The 14,194-nt window shown below is 57.7% G+C and carries 11 protein-coding genes; 4 read left to right on the top strand and 7 right to left on the bottom strand.

The annotated features are described in order from the left end of the window. Positions 1-16: 16 nt before the first annotated feature. The gene (locus JQ575_RS02200; protein WP_212031657.1) at positions 17-1,573 is read right to left on the bottom strand and encodes an AMP-binding protein; all 1,557 of its coding nucleotides are present in this window, start codon (positions 1,571-1,573) and stop codon (positions 17-19) included. Next, positions 1,570-3,309, bottom strand: a complete 1,740-nt coding sequence (locus JQ575_RS02205) for an acyl-CoA dehydrogenase family protein (RefSeq protein WP_212031658.1) — start codon at positions 3,307-3,309, stop codon at positions 1,570-1,572. The genes JQ575_RS02200 and JQ575_RS02205 overlap by 4 nt, the downstream gene beginning before the upstream one ends. 250 nt (positions 3,310-3,559) lie before the next feature. Here JQ575_RS02205 and JQ575_RS02210 point away from each other — a divergent pair, with 250 nt between their 5' ends. Next, positions 3,560-4,426 carry an IclR family transcriptional regulator gene (locus tag JQ575_RS02210; protein WP_212031659.1) on the top strand — a complete coding sequence of 289 codons (867 nt, stop codon included), beginning with the start codon at positions 3,560-3,562 and terminating at the stop codon, positions 4,424-4,426. Between the two features lie 394 nt (positions 4,427-4,820). Here the strand turns inward: JQ575_RS02210 and JQ575_RS46350 are convergent, their stop codons facing one another. The 3 genes from JQ575_RS46350 to JQ575_RS02225 form a co-directional block, all read right to left on the bottom strand. Next, positions 4,821-5,177 (bottom strand): cytochrome c, encoded by a 357-nt coding sequence (locus JQ575_RS46350; RefSeq protein ID WP_212031660.1) that lies wholly within the window; start codon positions 5,175-5,177, stop codon positions 4,821-4,823. A gap of 87 nt (positions 5,178-5,264) precedes the next feature. Beyond that, on the bottom strand, positions 5,265-5,981 hold the full coding sequence (locus JQ575_RS02220) for a PQQ-binding-like beta-propeller repeat protein (protein ID WP_249166403.1): 717 nt from the start codon (positions 5,979-5,981) through the stop codon (positions 5,265-5,267). Between the two features lie 237 nt (positions 5,982-6,218). Next, positions 6,219-6,953, bottom strand: a complete 735-nt coding sequence (locus JQ575_RS02225) for a PQQ-binding-like beta-propeller repeat protein (RefSeq protein ID WP_212031662.1) — start codon at positions 6,951-6,953, stop codon at positions 6,219-6,221. 685 nt (positions 6,954-7,638) lie between these two features. Between JQ575_RS02225 and JQ575_RS02230 the strand changes: the two genes are divergently transcribed. Together JQ575_RS02230 and JQ575_RS02235 are read left to right on the top strand one after the other, a co-directional pair. Further along, the gene (locus JQ575_RS02230) at positions 7,639-8,739 is read left to right on the top strand and encodes an LLM class flavin-dependent oxidoreductase (protein WP_212031870.1); all 1,101 of its coding nucleotides are present in this window, start codon (positions 7,639-7,641) and stop codon (positions 8,737-8,739) included. Positions 8,740-8,824: 85 nt separating this feature from the next. After that, positions 8,825-9,379, top strand: a complete 555-nt coding sequence (locus tag JQ575_RS02235; RefSeq protein ID WP_212031663.1) for a flavin reductase family protein — start codon at positions 8,825-8,827, stop codon at positions 9,377-9,379. A 16-nt stretch (positions 9,380-9,395) separates the two neighbouring features. On the opposite strand, the gene JQ575_RS02240 is transcribed toward JQ575_RS02235, so the two are convergent. After that, complete coding sequence (locus tag JQ575_RS02240) at positions 9,396-11,252, bottom strand: sigma-54-dependent Fis family transcriptional regulator (RefSeq protein ID WP_212031664.1); 1,857 nt, start codon at positions 11,250-11,252, stop codon at positions 9,396-9,398. A 1,134-nt stretch (positions 11,253-12,386) separates the two neighbouring features. Then, positions 12,387-13,271 (bottom strand): LysR substrate-binding domain-containing protein, encoded by an 885-nt coding sequence (locus JQ575_RS02245; RefSeq protein ID WP_283842571.1) that lies wholly within the window; start codon positions 13,269-13,271, stop codon positions 12,387-12,389. 127 nt (positions 13,272-13,398) lie between these two features. Here JQ575_RS02245 and JQ575_RS02250 point away from each other — a divergent pair, with 127 nt between their 5' ends. Further along, the gene (locus tag JQ575_RS02250; protein WP_212031666.1) at positions 13,399-14,148 is read left to right on the top strand and encodes a hypothetical protein; all 750 of its coding nucleotides are present in this window, start codon (positions 13,399-13,401) and stop codon (positions 14,146-14,148) included. The last annotated feature ends 46 nt before the right edge of the window (positions 14,149-14,194 follow it).

Here is a 14,194-nt window from a genome sequence, read left to right on the forward strand (position 1 = left end):
TGCCGTTGTGGACACGTTAGTCGCTCATCATCGTAATGAGCCATTCTCTGGTTCTCTTCCGGTCGATCTTACCTGCTGCCGTCTTGCTGATTTCTTCGACCACGTAAATCTTCGCGGGCACTTTGTACCGGGCTAGGCTCGCCGAACAGTAAGCGATCAAGTCCGCCGCGTCACGGCTGCTACCGGGTCGGACCTTTACACAAGCGTGCATCACTTCGCCCCGGTACGTATCTGGCACCGCGGCGGCGACTGCTTCCACGACATCGGGATGTGACGAAAGGACTTCATCCAGCTCCCTCGGAAACACATTGTATCCCGAGACAATCGCCATATCTTTCTTGCGGTCTCTGACGAACAGGTATCCATCGGCATCAAGCTCCCCGATATCGCCCGTGTAGAGCCATCCGTCTCGAATGATTTCCGCGGTCTCCCGCGCCCGACCGCGATAACCAGCCATGAGCTGGGGGCCTCGAGCCCTGATTTCTCCGATGCTCGACGGGCCCAGCACAGTTGTTCCGTTCTCGGCGTCCACTATCTCGATCTCGGTGCCCGGCAATGCGAGCCCCACTGATCCCGGCTTTCGGAGGCCAAGCAACGGATTGAAGCAAAGGATCGCGGTCGCTTCGGTAAGGCCATATCCCTCGGCAATGGGAACATGGGTGACTCGCTCCCACTCGGCCAGCGTCGCCACCAAGAGCGGCGCGGCCCCTGAATAGGCCCCTATGAGCGAAGCATAGTCCTTCTCGGTAAATCCGGGATGAGCGACAAGTCCATTGTAAATGGTCGGTGCTCCGCAGAACAGGGTAATTCGCTCGGCCGAGATCGCATCAAGCGCGCGCTCCGGCTCGTAACGCGGCAGGACCACGAGTGTGCTCGCCGAATAGATGGATGGAAAAAAGGAAGTCGCCGTCGCATACGCGTGGAAGAGTGGCGTCATGCATAAAAATCTCTCCTGCCCGAAGCGCGTCGGCAGGAGCTCCTCCCGCTGAGTCACGTTGAGTGCTGTAGTGCGGTGGGTGAGATTTACGCCTTTGGCGCCACCGGTCGTGCCGCCGGTGTATTGAAGCACGGCAAGTTCGTCTAATCCAGGCTTTGAAAGGGCCGCGAAATCGGCGAAGCGAGATCGACGAACCAGCGAGGCGAACGGTTCATCGATGACGACCGACCCGCGAATTTCTGCACCTTCTGAGTTGGAGAGCTGTTCGTTCAACGATCGGGTGCAAACCAGAACCAGTGGATCCGCATCCCGCAGTATCGGCCCCAATTCTTTGGCCGGATAGGATGGATTGAGCAGAACGACCTGTGCGCCGCTGTCCATTGCGCCGAGAACGGCGATGACGGAATCGGCGCTGTTGGGCAGCGCAACGGCAACTCTATCACGGTGACTGCCCAGTCGCTTCAAGTGCGCCGTGAATTCGAGAACGCTCGTCACGAGATCTGCATAGGTAAGCCTAACCCCGCCGACAATGACAAGTGCCTCACCATCCGGATTCCGTTCCGCGGCATGGGAGAGCATATGCATCAAGGTCTGAACCGACGAGAGGGGTCGATTTGATTCCCGCCGCATTTTCATTCGATTTCGCCCGCTTCGCAGAGATCGAACATCCGACTGGAAAGAGCGCTTTCTGCCAACGCCGCCGCAGGCGCCAGATACTGCGCCGCCAGGAAACGAGCGTTCTTTCTCTTTCTTCGGGAGAATTCGTCTGCGACGCGCGTGTCCGAGGCCGTCGCACGTGTTGCTGCAAGCCACGTTAACCAGCATGCGAGTACGGTGCCTGAAAACATCAGGTAGTGGGCACCGTTCGCTCGCAGGCGGGCTAGTCGAGCGCCGTTCTGCACGACGATCGAGTCGGTTAGCTCTTTCAGCAGCGCCAGCGAGGCGCATATCTTCTCGCGGACGAATAACAGTCCGGGGTCATCCACGGAACTCTCGCTCATGAGCGATGTCTCGATTGAACTGAAGAGTTTTCGTGCACCGCACCCACCGTCCAAACGGATCTTGCGAAAGATTAGATCGTTGGCCTGAACACCAGTCGTGCCTTCGTATATCATGTGCACACGTGCCTCACGGAAGTACTGCGAAGCCTCGCATTCCTCGCTGTAGCCCAGGCCGCCGAAGATCTGCACTCCCGTAGAAGCCACATCGAAACCGGTTTCGGTGCACCAGGCTTTCACGATGGGCGTCAATATCTCCAGGCGAACTTTTGTCTCCGCCAACGAGGCATGAGCGCCGTCAACGAAAGATGCCGCGTAGGCAATAAGGAAGCGAATTGCCTCGGTTCTGGCTTCCATCGACGTCAGCATCCTTCGGACGTCGGGGTGGTTGGCGATAACCGTTGGTTTCCCCTGCGCATCACGACCTTGCACGCGAACAGCCGCATATCCAACGGCGGCTTGCCTTGCCCGTTCGGCCGACCCTAAGGCAAAGGCAGCGACCCTTAGACGAGCTTGGTTAAGCAGAATGAACATCTGCTCCAAACCACCGTTTTCTTTTCCGAGCAGTTCCGCCGTCGCCCCTCCATTTTCGCCGAAAACCAAGGATGCGGTCGGACTGGATTTCAAGCCGATCTTCTTCTCGATTCCAATGCACTTCACATCGTTCGAACCACCTTCGAGGCGGAGCTTCGGCACCAAATATAGGGAAAGTCCCTTCACCCCAGGAGCGCCACTTGGGCTACGCGCCAGCACCAGGTGAACAATATTCTCGGTGAGGTCGTGTTCGCCCCAGGTGATGAGCGACTTGCGCCCCTTGATGAATAGCGACCCCTCCTCCACGTAGGCACGCGTCGCGATGGCGCCGAGATCGCTTCCTGCCTGCGGCTCAGTTAGGGCCATCGTCACGGTCCATTCTCCTGAGATCAGACGCGGAAGGTAGATCTGCTTTTGTCTCTCGCTTCCGAAACGGTCGATCAGCTCGATTGCCCCCGGCGTCGGCATCAGGCCCATGGCAAGCGAGAGATTGGCGGAGTTCAACATCTCCGAAATGGAGATTGCCACGGCAAAGGGCATGGCCTGACCCGCGAGCCGGGCGGGCAATCCTAGACCATTCCATCCTGCCTTGGCGAAGATCGAATAGGCATCCTTGAACCCGGGAGGCGTGGTGACAACAACGTTCTCGAATCGGCACCCTTCCCTATCGCCGAGAGCGTTTAGGGGCGAAAAGACTCTCTCCGCTAACTTGCTGCACTGCAACAGGATTGCGTCCACCTCGTCCGCTTCAAAATTAGACGCGGCTGCTTGGTCGTTCATGCAACGGCTTACACCGAGCGCGAACCGAATTTCCTCCAATGGAGCCTGATACACGGTCATTCAAAAGGCCTGACGTAACCGATTTCGGATTACGTAACTCGATACGGCTATCGTAATTTGCGACTGAGTTCAACACGCTCTTTGCTTTCCGCGGCCCGTGCCCGGGAAGCCATCACACTGCGCAGATGTACCCGCGAGCGACATAGGGCGCTGGCCTCGGAAGCCGCTGATCTTGCCCGCCGCATATGAAGGGCTTAATCCAAGATAGGCGGGAGCAAGACTCTCGATCAAACTGAGTAGAGATTCCCGGATGTCCAAATCTCCCGACAAGTCGCGACGGCCGCGCGCGGTTTATGCCAGTGGGGGGGTGCAATCTGTCGAAGTGGGCATGCGCGTGCTCCGTTCGCTCGCCGATCTAGGCGGCGAAGAAAGTCTTGGAAAGATAGCTGAGCATGTCGGCATGCCTTCCGCGAAGGCACATCGGTATCTCGCCAGCCTGACTCGGGCGGGTTTCGTGGAGCGCTCACACAACAACAACAGATACATGCTCGGTGGAATGGCTCTCAGGATTGGTCTGGTAGCCCTCTCACGGGTCGATGTAATCGCGGCTGCACACGTGGAACTTGCGGAATTACGCGATTCAGTCGATGCGTCCCTGCTACTCGCGGTCTGGGGGACGAACGGACCGACGATCGTACGTTGGCTTGAGCCAGCAAGGCCTGTGACGGTTAACGTCAGGGTCGGCTCGAACATGCCCCTGCTACGATCCGCGACGGGCCAAGTCTTTGCTGCTCTGCTTCCCCAATCGATGACCCATTCTCTGATCAAGGCTGACCTGAATGAAATCAAGAAACTTCAGGGTAAGGCACCAACCCTGCATGAAGCCAAAGAAGCCCTTAAGACAGTGCGAAAACGCGGCCTCGGTCATACGGCAGGAGGTGTCCTCCCTGGGGTATTAGCCTTGGCGGCTCCGATCTATGATCACGACAATGAACTGGCCGCTGTTGTCACTGCACTAGGACCCGCTGGCCACTTCGATGATTCGCTCACGGGTCCTACGGCTCGTGCTCTCCTTGCATCGAGCCGAAGATTATCCGAGCGTATGGGCTCTACCATCTATTCAGCTGGTTCCGACGACCGGAAGCACTCGGCGCGCGCCGTCCAACCCTTCGCCTAGAAATACTCCGCCAGACCGAGGTGCGGCAATACGATCTAGTCATTTCGCCTATCCCGCCTATGACTTCGATCGATTGCGGCGGGAGACACCGGTCAAGTCATGTGCCGCTGTTGCCATGCGGCGAGAGCGACCCGCATTGATGGCAACGACCTCAGCTCGGACCAGCGCAGTTGGAATTTCGATTGAGTCTGGTACCGTTGCGCACTTTCGTCACCTGCGCGTGACTCACGCAAACTAGCTCCCACCTGCGTGAATCAGCTCGCGGCGCGCGATGGCTTGGGGCTTTGCTGGACACAGACCGCCTCGTTCCCCATGAGGGACCGGGGGCGCAAAGATGAAGGTCGCCGTCCCGATCGTCCACCGGACAATACTAACGCGTTGGCTTCTGTTGCCTCTATTCTTTTTGCGTACTCAGAAATTTCAAATAAGCCACCAGTTCCCATATTTGCTCCTGTGAGAACGTTTCCCCCCACCGGGGCATCACCGCGCCCGATCCTTTGCGGCCATTTTTAATGATCCGATATGCATATTCGACATCAAAGTCGTCTCCCCGGCCCTTAAACGAGTGTGCTCTACCACCCATTCCCTCACTTCCATGGCAATAGCCCACACACGAACTATTGAAGCGCTGCTTTCCGGCATCAACCCTCTGAGGATCCGAAAGATCGAACGGAGACCGCTCGTCAGCCGCAACCACTGACGACAGCGACATAACGCATAACCAGCCTATGGCAATACCCGCTGACCGCATGACCAAATCCGTATTTGCGGCGGGCGGACTTTTAGGTCCGCCCGCCCATAGAAACACCTTGACTCGCAACAGCTATCGACGAGCATCTCAATCGAGAGCGAACACAACGAGCGCGGCGCCCGCGGGAATCTCCTTAATTCTGGGGAAGGCACTGGCCATGAAACCCACAGCGAGAGAGCCTAAACCAGTCGGAACGGCGACGTATTGCTTGCCGGCGATTGAGTAGCTGATCGGTCCACCGCGCGTTCCAGAGCCCGCCGAGAACTGCCAGAGTACGGATCCATTGTCTGCATCGTAAGCATAGATATGTCCGTCGACATCGGCGTTGAATACGAGCCCGCCGCCAGTGGTCAGGACGCTTCCCAAGGCTGGTATCTCGTAGTCCACACTCCATTTCATTTTGCCTGTGACGGGGTCGCGCGCGGCAAGACGGCCAAGCGGCTTGCCCGTTGGAGGCGCAACGGTTTTTAGATCTCCAACGCCGAGCGATAGTGCGTTGATCGGTTTTAGGGAAGTTGGATCATCCTTCTTTGAGACAACTTCGTTGCAGGCCTCCATCGTGTTGGTGTACCAAAGCCCCGTCTGCGGGCTGTAAGCGCCATGATTCCAGCTTCTCGCACCGAGCAACCAGGGACAGAGAAGCATTCTTTCACCAGGCTTTGGCTCGTTACGTCCAATCAACTCCCCTGTTCGAGGATCGATACTTTTCACCGAATTAACGTTGTCGATGAGTCTCCAGACATTCTTGAGATCGCCGTTATCTCTGTTCATTACAAAGACGTAGCCGATCTTGTTGAGGTGCATCAGCAATTTTTCATTATCCCTATCTATCAAGACAGCTTCGTAGGCGGAGTCGTAGTCCCAGACGTCATGAGGTATCTCCTGCCGATGCCATTTCAGCTTGCCCGTCTTCGGATCGAGCGCCAGGACCGTCGCGGTGTACTTGTTGTCGCCCTCCCGATCCGCTCCGTAGAAGTCCGGCGACGCATTGGACGTGCCGATATAGATCGTGTCGCTTGTCGCATCGTATGTTCCGGGTAGTCAGGCACCGCCTCCTCCCGTATTACCGGAGTCGTTCGGCCAGCTCTTTGGATCATCCTTGATGGTATCGAACGTCCACGCCGGTTCACCCGTGTCAGCGTTTACCGCGTAAATTTTTCCGCGATGCGGTTGGTCACCACCAGTCGAACCGCCGAACAAAATTTCGCCGGCGAGCTGGGGAGGTGATGAAAATAGCGCGCCATATTCCTTCTTCTGATCGGTCAACTGGCGAGACCAGATTTCCTTCCCGGTCTTCTGATCCAGAGCGATGAAACGCCCGTCAAGCGTCCCAAGAAAAACCTTTCCACGCCCAACAGTGACGCCACGGCTCGCTGCTACGTAGAACACGTCGTTGGAGATTTGCGCGAGCTTCGGCTGATACTGCCACAAAACTGCTCCGGTTGCGCCATTTAGGGCATACATCCGGTTGTAAGGACCGATGTAATAGAGAACTCCATCCACTTCAATCGGTGTTGCTTGCAGTCCCTGCGTGACATCGCCCGGCTGATGTATCCACTTCACCTTCAGATTGGCGACGTTCTGTTTGTTAATCTGGGAAAGTGGGCTGTAACGCCAAGCCGCTCCAGTTCGATGATATTGGGGCCAGTCATTCGGCGACGCCGTTGCCATTGCCTCTAGGCTTTGCGCCCTCGCGAGTTGGGCAATGAACGGTGTTGCTACGATCAAGAGACCGACCAACAAAATGTAGTGACGTGTCATCTTTCGCGATTTCATAGAGCGTTCCTCCTGGTTGTCGTGTTTCTTAATTGATATCGGTAGGCTATCCGCGCCCGGTTCCTAGCGAGTGAAGCCATCAAACGGCGTCATGTAAGTAGCTCCGAAGCGTTCCAATATTTCGCGCGACTCATGTCTCCCCAACGTTGAACCGTGATGCTTGGATCGTCGTAGCTGCGTCGCGGTACCTTCACGAGATATTGCGTTCGTCGGTCAAATCGTGCGTCGCGCTCTTGACGGTTGGAGGTATCTCGGATGTTTAGGCGCGCTACGCTCGCTGACGGCTAAACAGCAAAGCCCGTGCCATCGCCAACGGCTCACATTGAGCGCAATGGTATGGGCGCACTGCCAACTGCGGCCCATACATTTTCGGCTGAAACACTCAACAAGATTGAGGTCAGGTCGTCTCAAATGTCGCAAGACCGTCTCATTGCCATGAGACGGCTATTTCCTGAACCAATCAGAAAGGCGATATGGCGGGGCTCGCTTTAGTAGCGCCGTCCCACAATTTGCACTGACGTCGCGGGACGATGAGGCGGGTTCGGCTTCGGTCCTCCGACAATTTGGCGCCGAACCCCCATGCTGGCCATCACTCAATGGACAGCGGCTTGGCATGGCGCTTGCTACCCAGCGATTGCAAAGCAAAACGCATCGCGAGATGCGGTACTCACAGGGAGGAGATCCTATGGAAGTCGGCTATTTCACCATGCCTTCGCACCCACCGGAGTGCGGATTGAAAGAGGGCCACGATTGGGACCTACAGGTCCTGCGCTGGCTCGACGAACTTGGATATCAGGAAGCCTGGATCGGCGAGCATCACACCGCACCTTGGGAACCCAATCCGTCGCCGGACCTTCTGATCGCGCAAGCTCTGCTGCAGACCAAGAAGCTTCGGATCGGTCCTGGCGGTTTCCTGCTGCCCTATCATCACCCTGCCGAGCTCGCTAATCGCGTCGCGATGCTCGATCACCTTTCAGAGGGACGGCTTAATTTCGGCGTTGCCGCATCAGGCCTGCCCAGCGACTGGGCGATGTTCAATGTTGATGGCATGAGTGGACAGAACCGCGACATGACCCGCGAGGCGCTGGAGATCATCCTGAAGCTATGGTCCGATCCCGCACCCTTCACCTACAAAGGCAAGTTCTGGACGGTAACCAAGCCGGACACAATGTTCGATTTTCTGAAGCCACATCTCAAACCACTGCAGGCGCCGCATCCGCCAATCGGCGTCGCGGGTCTATCGAAGAACTCCGACACCCTGAAGCTTGCGGGAGAGCGCGGCTTCATCCCGATGAGCCTCAATCTCAACCCGGCCTACGTCAGCAGCCATTGGGATTCTGTCGAAGCTGGCGCCGCAAAGACCGGGCGCAAACCCAGTCGCAAGGATTGGCGACTGGTCCGCGAGGTGTTCATCGCAGATACCGATGAAGAAGCATGGAAGCTCTCAGCCGGCGACATGATGGGCCGCATGATGGGAGAATACTTTCTTCCCCTCTTGGGGCACTTTGGTTTCAAGGATTATCTGAAGCACATGCCCGACGTGCCCGATAGCGACGTTACAGTCGATTACTGCGCCCGACGCAACTGGATCGTCGGTTCACCTTCGACGGCCGTCGAAAAAATCGAAAAGATCTATCGCGAGGTCGGCGGCTTCGGCGTTCTGTGCGTGTTCGGCTTCGACTACAAGCATAAGCCGCAGGCATGGCATCGCTCGCTCGAGCTATTGCAGCGGGAGGTTATGCCGCAGTTGAAGCATCTGGGTGCGGAATTGTCAGAAGCAGCGTGACAAATATAGCTCCAGGTGCGGAGAAGCTTCGCACCTGGGTTCACTTGCTTGGACGAAGGTCCGCGGTCGGCGTTGGGAGACAGGCATGAAGATCGAGGCGTCCATTTTTAAGCAAGCCATGCGCCAGTGCGCAGGCGCGGTCGCCGTGGTAACTGTCGGAACCAAACCACGATTGCGAACGGGTTTGACGGTTACGTCGGCCTGCTCCCTCTCCGACAATCCGCCGTCCTTGCTTGTCTGCGTCAACCGGAACGCCAGCGCACATGCTCGGATTCGCGAGGAAGGCTGCTTCGCGGTCAACTTCCTCAGCGAGGAGCATATGCCGCTCGCCCTGACATTTAGCGGTCAAAAGGGCATTAGCGGCGATGATCGTTTCGCACTCGGGCGTTGGATCGCGAGCGTGACGGGTAGTCCTCTATTGGAGGATGCAGCCGTGGCTTTCGACTGTATGCTAACGCAGGAGTTTGAAACGACCACCCACTCGGTATTCATAGGAGAAGTCCGAGACGCGCGACTCTCGGCCGAGACTTACCCACTCATATATCTGCGCAGTGGCTTCAAAGGCGTGCGGGATATCCAAGGCCAGCTTTCGCTTGCCGATCTCGATGCACGACGCTTGAGTTGGAGCAGGTTCTCTTGAACGAGTCATCGCGGCCTTAGTCTGGAACGCTGATCTTCAACAGCTTAATCTTGCGGTAGAGAGTGGCGCGGCTAAGTTTCAACGCGTGTGCCGCCTTGACTACGCGTCCGCCATTACTTCGTAAGGCGTCGACTATCGCGGCCTGCTCCGTGTCCTGATCGGATACGGTGCTGCAAACGGGGGGGAGATCAAGGTCCGCTTTGACTATAATTCCGTCCTCAGCAGTGCAACCGGCCAGTCGCAACACATGCCTGAGCTGGCGCATATTTCCAGGGAAAGGGTAAGAGAGTAGCGCGGTCCATGCCTCCTCTGATATCCTGCAATTCGGCGCTTCTTCGCCGGCGATCTTGGAAATGACATCAGTCTTATCAAGCCGCTCACGTAGGGCAGGAAGCCGCATTTCCATGCCACGTAACCTGTAATAGAGATCGGCGCGGAAATTACCGGCACTAGCCATGCGACCAAGATCGCGATGTGTCGCACTAATCAGGCTAATGTTGACGGCTACTGGCTTTAGGGCTCCCAGAGGCCACACTTCCCGATTTTCAAGCACGCGCAACAGGCGAGTTTGCAGAGCGAGTGGCATGTCGCCAATCTCATCGAGGAATAGCGTACCGCGATCGGCCTGAACAATTAAACCCTTTGATCCTTCGCGTCGTGCACCCGTGAATGCGCCTGCCTCATATCCAAACAATTCCGCATCGATCAGACTTTCCGGCATTGCCGCACAATTTAGAGCGACGTAGTTGTTTTGTGCACGGCCGCTCGAGGCGTGGATGGCACGAGCAAACACGTCCTTGCCAGACCCGGTCTCGCCATGCAGCAAGATCGGGAGATTGTGGTCCCCGATCGTCATGAGTCGCCTGACCCCTTTGATTAGCACAGGATCGTTTCCGGCAAGCTCAGTAAGGCTGGCGTACCGGTTTGCCGGGTTGTGTCGTATTTCCGTTCGCCTGCCGCTGGATTTCGCAATCTTCGGCGGAGCGACCTGTCCTCGCCCTAGCCGAGCGCCATCCGTCCGCCGGAGTTCGACCGACGTTATCTCAGTCCGGATGGCACGACCGTTCACCTGAACCAACTGAGACAAATCGATGCCCGTCTGGATCATCGCGCCTGTCAATCCCAGGATTGATCGGCCGCGGCGGCATGCTCCGACGACGCGACGGTCCTCATCAAAAGCAATCAAACCGGCGCCTTCGTCACCTTGCAGCGTCGCGATCCAGGAGTCCCCGAATTCCCGGCAGAAAATGGAGCTCTCGATGCGACGCGCGGTTTCCACCGCCATCGCAAACGCAAGCTGATGAGCTGCTCTATCGAGCTCGACGCGGCACGAGGTGATATTCAGGGCACCGGCCAACTTGCCGACGTGGTCGAACAGGGGTGCGACACCGCATGTAAAGATGCTCCATTGCTCGCGAAAATGCTCGTCGCGATGGACCAGAATGGGTCGTTGCTCAGCGAGTGCCGTGCCAACTCCATTGGTTCCCTCGCAGGCCTCCGCGAAGTTCGAGCCAGTGTATATGTTCAGATCACGGAACATGCGCTCGTAATCACCACCCGGGAGACGACTGATGAGCATTGTGCCGTTTGCGTCAGCAAAGTTGACGCAATAGCCGGAATCCCGCAGTACGCGCGCGAGGTCTTCCAGTTCCGGGATGGCGGCCTGGATCAATTGTTCGATCGGTTGGGTGAGACGCCTGAGTTCGGGTTCTGTGAAGGTCTGCGGTGGACCGTTCCTGGACGGATCCAGCTTATGATCGATCAGACATCGTCGCCAAGATTCAGCGATCCGCGACTGAGCATCGGTATCGGCCAAAGGATTAGCGACCGATAATACGCGGGAGACATGGTTCGAGGGCCCCACGCTGGCCATCCGGACGGCTCCACCCTGCATTATTTTGCATCAAGATCACACAACAAAAATATAAGTCAAGCTGTTGCACATCGGATAATGGCCGGGCACGTGCGCGGATCGCGGACCGTGGATCAATAGCGCCCCCCGCTATACTCTTAGCGGAACGGGTCCGAGCATCGATTCTTGACAACAGCTCGAAACAATTCGATTTGGTGCGGCGACTGCGGAATCGATAGCGCAGAGATCCGAGGTGCTGTCGTAAGGGCAACGACAGTTGTGCGGATTTCGACACGAGCAATCGGTATTACATACCCTGTCGGCGGAAATGCGCGATAACCCCAATGGATGGCCTCCATTTATCGCGATGTTGCTGTCCCAGATTGATGTGCACCGCCTCTCGACGGCCTCCAAACTCATTTGGCGGTGGTTCGACGCGCTGCCCCGCTTCCATTGCTCTGCGCGTCTTTGTGCGGTCTCACAACATCGTAGCCTGTAGTACAGGCGAAACGGCGTGATAATCGATCGCTGCAGGTGTACCCGATCGATCGTCCGAGCCCAGAGGAAATTGCGTGGCCGCGACGTCGCAAGCTGAATGCCTGCTCTCGAAGAGAGCAACATGAAGTTGAGCTACGCGCAGCCCGGGACGGTCTGCCGGCCTGGGCGAAGGTCGGCGGCGCAAGGCTGCACCGACTCTTGCAAAATAGAGAATATGTTGTTTAACAGTACATGAACTTGTGGCGCGCAAAGCCAGCCGACGCCGCAAGCCCGTATCGAGGAATCGTTTGCCCCGCGGCCGGATCAGGCCGATCCGCAAATCAGTGCAACGCTGGATATGGTGAGGGTGCGCGGCTTTGAATCGATTCCGAGCGTTCAGGTCCGTGGCCTCTATGCCTCCTATGTTGGTTTCCTAGGGTTGCGCGATCGCTGCGTTGACGGTGCCGTATACCGAACATCGATCGGAGCAGTGTTGGGAACCGCTGCTCAGGCTCTCTCCCGAATGCGTTGGGGATCGCTCTGACTCCTGACTCGTCTCGCACTTAGCGGACATTGACGTTTGGCCAAATGTCGCAGAGACGGTCGAAGGCGGCCCTCTCAGGCGCCGCAGGCCGCTCTACTAGGTTAGCATCACCCTCTTCCCTCGAGCGATGACTATCACGAAGATACAAAGCGCATGTGCTGGCGAACGACGGCCATGAAGGCCCGCGCAGCCGCTGTCTGATAGCGATGCGCGTCCCATAGCAAAGCGCCGGAACGTTTGATCCACGGTGGCCCTATCGGCACGACGGTAAGATCCTTGCGGCTGCCGAGACTGCGATCCGCAAGCACGGTCGGGAAACCGCCATCCTTGGCGAGCTCGATCAGAGCCTCGACCGAGTTCATCTCTACCTTGATGTCGAGCTTGCTGCCGGGGCCGAGCGCGGCTTCCAGAATCCGCCGCGTCGCGAAAGCACTCGTCAGCAGGGCAAGAGGAATTTGCCTGAGAGAGGTGATGGGTATGGAGCGGCGCGACGACCATGCGTGACCTTTGGCAAGGACCAGCGCAAGACGCTCCTCGAACAGCACGTCAACGCCCAATTCCGGATGTTCCGGAGGAGCGAACGCGATACCGACGTCCAGCCTGCCCGCAAGAATTGCACGCTCGACACCAAGTGCTGTTGCCTCTTCGACCTTGAGGCTGACGCCCGGATGAAACTTGCCGAATGCCGCGATGACCTTTGGAAGGAAGGCCGTGCTGTAGGTATGGATTATGCCGACGGACAGCATGCCGCCTCTGCCACTCTCGAGTTCGGCAATCGCGATGCGGGCCGCCTCGGCGTTGGCCAGTAACCGGCGGGCGTGGTCGCACAGCACTCGCCCTGGTTCGGTCAACTGCATGCCGCGCCCGGTACGGTCGAACAGCACGCTTGCCAGGTCGCGCTCGAGCGCGCCGATCTGCTGCGACAGCGTCGGCTGCGAAACCTCGAGGGCGACGGCCGCCTTGGCCATGCTGCCGTGCTCGGCGACCGCCAGAAAGTATGTCAAACGCCGTAAATCCATGAGGAATTATAAATTCTTATCGATCAGATAGTCTACTGCGGATTGTCCAATAGCTCCGAAAGCTGCAGGCTGCCACCGACCAAACGCAGGCGAGACAGCCGCGCGGTCCGGGACGGAGGCAACCGCCATGCAGGACGATGAACACCATCACCATGACGTAGAATTCGACCGCGCCACACGGCGCTCGATTCTACTCGCGCTCGGAATCGCCAGCGTCGGCTCGGTTGCCACGTCGGCTGCTGCGGCCCCGCGCCTGCTACCCGGCATGAGGCTGGCGCCTACTCCAGGTATCGACCTCATCAACGACAAGCCGGCACACGCCCTGCCGAAGCCGCTGGTCGCGACAGCGAATGACATTCTGGGCCCGTTCTGGCGTGCAGGCGCGCCGTTCAATACAAGCCTCGTTCCCAAGGGCGCCAACGGGCGCAAAGTCGCGGTTTCCGGAACGGTTCGTGATACTGACGGCAAGCCCGTGGAGGGCGTCATCCTCGACTTCTGGAACGCAGACGACGCCGGCAAATACGACCTGGAGAACCCGTTCCAGACTTTGATGCCCAACGAGTACAGGTATCGCGGCCTCGTCAAGTCCGATGCCAACGGCAAATACTCAGTCGAGACGATCGTACCAGGCAAATACCGCATACCGCCGCAATTGCCAGGCTTCGAGTCGTTCGATGGCTTGTTGCGTCCCTCCCACATCCACCTGATGACAAGCCATAACGGTACCGTGCCACTGATCACACAGATCTATTTCACGGGCGATCCCGAGATCGCCAGGGATCCCTGGGCGTCGAAGTCGAAAAGCATCGTAGGGCTGGACAAGGCGGGCGATGCGCTAGCGGCGCGCTTCGATATCGTTCTTTTGCGGATGGGCTAATTGTGGTGGGAGACGACGGCGGGAAAATGAATACAGCGTCGAGGGA

This window comes from Bradyrhizobium sp. JYMT SZCCT0428, from assembly GCF_018131075.1.
Taxonomy (GTDB): domain Bacteria; phylum Pseudomonadota; class Alphaproteobacteria; order Rhizobiales; family Xanthobacteraceae; genus Bradyrhizobium.

Coding starts and splice junctions, on each gene's coding strand:
- JQ575_RS02225 (WP_212031662.1), bottom strand. CDS start 6,953: ATGAAATCGCGAAAGATGACACGTCACTACATTTTGTTGGTCGGTCTC.
- JQ575_RS46350 (WP_212031660.1), bottom strand. CDS start 5,177: ATGCGGTCAGCGGGTATTGCCATAGGCTGGTTATGCGTTATGTCGCTG.
- JQ575_RS02210 (WP_212031659.1), top strand. CDS start 3,560: ATGTCCAAATCTCCCGACAAGTCGCGACGGCCGCGCGCGGTTTATGCC.
- JQ575_RS02220 (WP_249166403.1), bottom strand. CDS start 5,981: ATGCACCTCAACAAGATCGGCTACGTCTTTGTAATGAACAGAGATAAC.
- JQ575_RS02250 (WP_212031666.1), top strand. CDS start 13,399: ATGCAGGACGATGAACACCATCACCATGACGTAGAATTCGACCGCGCC.
- JQ575_RS02205 (WP_212031658.1), bottom strand. CDS start 3,309: ATGACCGTGTATCAGGCTCCATTGGAGGAAATTCGGTTCGCGCTCGGT.
- JQ575_RS02245 (WP_283842571.1), bottom strand. CDS start 13,271: ATGGATTTACGGCGTTTGACATACTTTCTGGCGGTCGCCGAGCACGGC.
- JQ575_RS02200 (WP_212031657.1), bottom strand. CDS start 1,573: ATGAAAATGCGGCGGGAATCAAATCGACCCCTCTCGTCGGTTCAGACC.
- JQ575_RS02240 (WP_212031664.1), bottom strand. CDS start 11,252: ATGGCCAGCGTGGGGCCCTCGAACCATGTCTCCCGCGTATTATCGGTC.
- JQ575_RS02235 (WP_212031663.1), top strand. CDS start 8,825: ATGAAGATCGAGGCGTCCATTTTTAAGCAAGCCATGCGCCAGTGCGCA.
- JQ575_RS02230 (WP_212031870.1), top strand. CDS start 7,639: ATGGAAGTCGGCTATTTCACCATGCCTTCGCACCCACCGGAGTGCGGA.